The following is a 3,388-nucleotide window of genomic DNA, read 5'->3' as shown; positions in this document are numbered from 1 at the left end:
AATATCCTTTAACAAGCGTGAGATTCGTATACATGTCAAAGAATATCTTTCCATAATATTAATTTTTTTATCTGCAAAAATCCTGTAGCCACTTCAAAAGATTGGTATCCTCTTCCCAGATAGGGGTGTCCTGCGTTACAACCTCCATATAAGCAGATTCCAATGCTTTTCTTTTCGTTTCTGTATTTGCTCTCAAATAAATTTCAGTTGTGCTCACATTTACATGTCCTAACAAATCTCTTATATAAATTAGGTTTACGCCTGCCTCTAGCAGATGCATTGCTTTTGTATGCCTGATCAAATGAGGATGGAGACTATCGGAGAACAGAACATCCGAATTAGATTCCTTAGCCAGGTGTAAGTGCTTTTCTAAAATGTATGTTATACCAGGTCTAGTGAACGGGTATTTGTTACTATTGTAAAATAAAGGATGACTTTGGTTTCCGTTTTCCAGCAGACTATTTTCCTTCATGTAATTCTCCAACAGATCTCGGGTCTTTCCCATAATGGGAACACTTCTTCTTTTATTTCCTTTTCCTGTTAAAGTTATCGTAGCAGGTTTCGTAAGTCTAACATCACTAGTTTTTAAATCAATTAATTCCTGTACTCGTGCTCCTGTATCATAAAGAGTAGCCATTATTGTTAAATCACGCCGCCCCCTTTTTTTACTAGTATCTGGTTGTTCCAATATATACTTCAGGCATTCCTGCGAAAGGAATTCAACCGTCTTTTTTTCTCTCTTTTTAAAGGGAATTCCTAAGATTTTTTGGCATTCCAACATGATTTCAGGATGTTCTGACTGCGTATAACGAAAGAAGCTATGGATAGCTGCCAGTCTCTGGTTACGGGTGTTAATGCAGACATTACGGTTTTTTTCGAGCCAAAGAAGAAAGTCTCTAATTTTTTCTGCTTTTAATTTATCAAATGTAAGGTGCTCTGGCTTGATACTCAGTTCTAAATCGCAATACATCAGTACTTGTTTGAACGTATCCCTGTAAGATTTTATTGTATTGGTGCTGACGTTGCGTTGGCTTGGAAGATAATCCGAAAGGAATCGTGTGAGCGTTCTTGCAAAGTCAGTCTGCTTCATCAACTAACACCTCCGGTATTAAATGGGAAAAGTTCTGTTCCACAGAAGATATTATTTTTGGATATAAATCCGCAGTCAGCCTTAAGTAATGTTGTGTACCTCTTAAATCAACATGGCCCAGAAACGCCGAAAGGTAGGGCAGGAGATTCGTAAGGTCCTCCTCATTTATAACCCATTTCTTCAAGCAATGAACGGAAAAAGAATGTCTTATATCATGGAGCCTTGGACCCCTTCCGCTATGGGAAATTCCTGCTTTCCAAAGGATATCTCTGAAAAGTTTATATATCGTACTTTCCTTATAATGTTCTCCGTAAGGAGATAAGAAGAAAAATGGATTACAAGACTCAAAATGATGGACGTTATCTGCATACAGCCGACAACGTTCTGTCAGGGTTTTCGCCATTGGAACAATCCGTTCTTTTCTAAATTTCGTATCCCGGATAAATAATGTCCCTTGCTTCAAGTCAACATCTTTAAGCCTCAAATGTAGTGCTTCCGAAATCCGCAGTCCACATCCATACAACATTCGGAACAGAAGGGGAAGAATTAGATGCCTGTTAGGAGAAACATTGGAAATAGGATAACTGTCGCATATAGTAAACATACTTTTCAGCTCTTTTTCCGAAAAAATATAGGGGACATAGGAATATCTATCTATCGTAATAGCTGCACCCGGGAACATGTATGCCTCATAACCAAGTCGTACCATATATTCCGCAAGCCCACGCACGATTGAGATTCTTCCGTTTCTAGTACTGGTAGTTTCATTTGGTCTTTTTTTCGTCCAAAGCAAAACCAGTTCCTTTGGCAGTTTCATCTCGACTAAATGTCCTTTGGCAACCAGAGTGTCAAACTGTTTCAAAAGAGATGAACCTTTTCTGTATTGATAACCCACAGCCTTCTTTTCCTCAATGTATCCGGCAATCAGTTTACTAAGTATGCTTTTAAAAATAACGGTCTTCTTAGACATCCCTAGACACCTCATCAGGATCTATGGCGCATCTCCGTAATCCTTCCATTCCTGTATGCAGATAAACACTTGTAGACTTAGAATTAAAATGGCCAAGGATTTCAGAGATTACTGGCAATGGGGTTCCTTGTTCAAGCAACGTACTGGCAAGGGTGTGACGAAGCGAATGCATTCCTTGCCTTTTGCCATCTGGAACAGTTATTCCGGAAAGTCTGGTGTATTTCGTTATTATGTTATGAAGATTTGCATCTTTACCAAAGGCTTCATAAGGTGCATTCATCCTTATAAAAACAAAGGGTGCATGACTAATGGGACGTGCATTTTTGAGATAATCAATCAATGCCCAGCCTATATCCTTTAAAATGGGGTACGTTACAATATTCTTTGTTTTATCCTGCCTTATTTCTATGGTTTTTGACTGCCAGTTTAAATTCGATAACTCCAAAGATTTAATGTCACCTACCCTGATGCCGAGTTTGGCAACTAGAAGCAGGATCGCATAATCCCTCTTTCCGGTTGGATTTCCCCTATCAATACTGTCCAACATACGCATGACATCTTCTTTATTCCAAACGGAAGGAACTGGAGGATAATAATATTTACTCTGTTTTGGGACTTTTAAGGATAGGTCTTCGTTCGTATATTCGTTGAAGTAGAGAAATCTTAAATATACCCTGAGCGTTGTTAAGATGGATGCAATACTTTTTTCATGGTGCGCATAGATTGTTTTGACATAATCGGATATCATCTCCGAAGTAATATCATTTGAGTTCTGAACGCTCCGACAGTCAAGGTAATCTATGAAAAAGAACAAGCGTTGAATACGTGTTCGTAGACCTCTTTTTGAATATTCATTATTCTTACATTCCTTTTCATAGTCGGTTAGTTCTTTTTCAAACTGTGGAGGTTTCACATATCCTGGCTTTTTCACAATCCTTCGGATAATCACGCCATGAAGCTGGTAATCACCTAAGACTCTTATTCTCCGGATAGGGTCTTTGAGTCCTTTAGGCATTGCTTCCATATAATAATTGACCGTACAGTTATATTTTTCTTTTAAAAAGTCCCTTCCTAATTCTTCTGAAAAATAGAGTTTATCTTTTTCATAGGCAAATGTAATAACTCTCCTGTAAAAAGCACGAAACCCGCAAAGAGTGTTATCGGCATACTTTAACCTTTCGAGTTCTGATAAAACCTTGGCAACGAGTTCTTCAATGGGCAATCTTGTTTCCATGTAGCACCTCCTGGATTTTATACAATCCATTGTGAGGTTTTATGGAAAGAAATAAAAGAACAGTGCAATAAAGACAGGCATATACTCTTATTTC

The 3,388-nt window shown here is 38.2% G+C and carries 3 protein-coding genes; all 3 read right to left on the bottom strand.

The features are described from left to right. Positions 1-67: 67 nt before the first annotated feature. Genes ACFFIX_RS27620 through ACFFIX_RS27610 form a run of 3 tightly spaced genes read right to left on the bottom strand, consistent with a single transcriptional unit; the run spans position 68 to position 3,294 of the window. Positions 68-1,090, bottom strand: coding sequence for a tyrosine-type recombinase/integrase (locus tag ACFFIX_RS27620; RefSeq protein WP_378939850.1), 1,023 nt, complete (start codon positions 1,088-1,090; stop codon positions 68-70). Next, positions 1,077-2,060, bottom strand: a complete 984-nt coding sequence (locus tag ACFFIX_RS27615; protein ID WP_378939848.1) for a tyrosine-type recombinase/integrase — start codon at positions 2,058-2,060, stop codon at positions 1,077-1,079. Before ACFFIX_RS27615 ends, ACFFIX_RS27620 begins: the two co-directional genes overlap by 14 nt. Then, complete coding sequence (locus ACFFIX_RS27610; RefSeq protein WP_378939846.1) at positions 2,053-3,294, bottom strand: site-specific integrase; 1,242 nt, start codon at positions 3,292-3,294, stop codon at positions 2,053-2,055. The genes ACFFIX_RS27615 and ACFFIX_RS27610 overlap by 8 nt, the downstream gene beginning before the upstream one ends. Positions 3,295-3,388: the final 94 nt, after the last annotated feature.

It is taken from the genome of Metabacillus herbersteinensis, from assembly GCF_042433335.1.
Taxonomy (GTDB): Bacteria; Bacillota; Bacilli; order Bacillales; family Bacillaceae; genus Metabacillus; species Metabacillus herbersteinensis.
Note: the sequence above shows the minus strand (reverse complement) of the source record. Positions and strands in the feature narration are given on the sequence as shown.

What these genes read in the sequence shown, in the direction of transcription:
- ACFFIX_RS27620 (WP_378939850.1), bottom strand. Translation starts at nt 1,090, where the DNA reads ATGAAGCAGACTGACTTTGCAAGAACGCTCACACGATTCCTTTCGGAT.
- ACFFIX_RS27615 (WP_378939848.1), bottom strand. Translation starts at nt 2,060, where the DNA reads ATGTCTAAGAAGACCGTTATTTTTAAAAGCATACTTAGTAAACTGATT.
- ACFFIX_RS27610 (WP_378939846.1), bottom strand. Translation starts at nt 3,294, where the DNA reads ATGGAAACAAGATTGCCCATTGAAGAACTCGTTGCCAAGGTTTTATCA.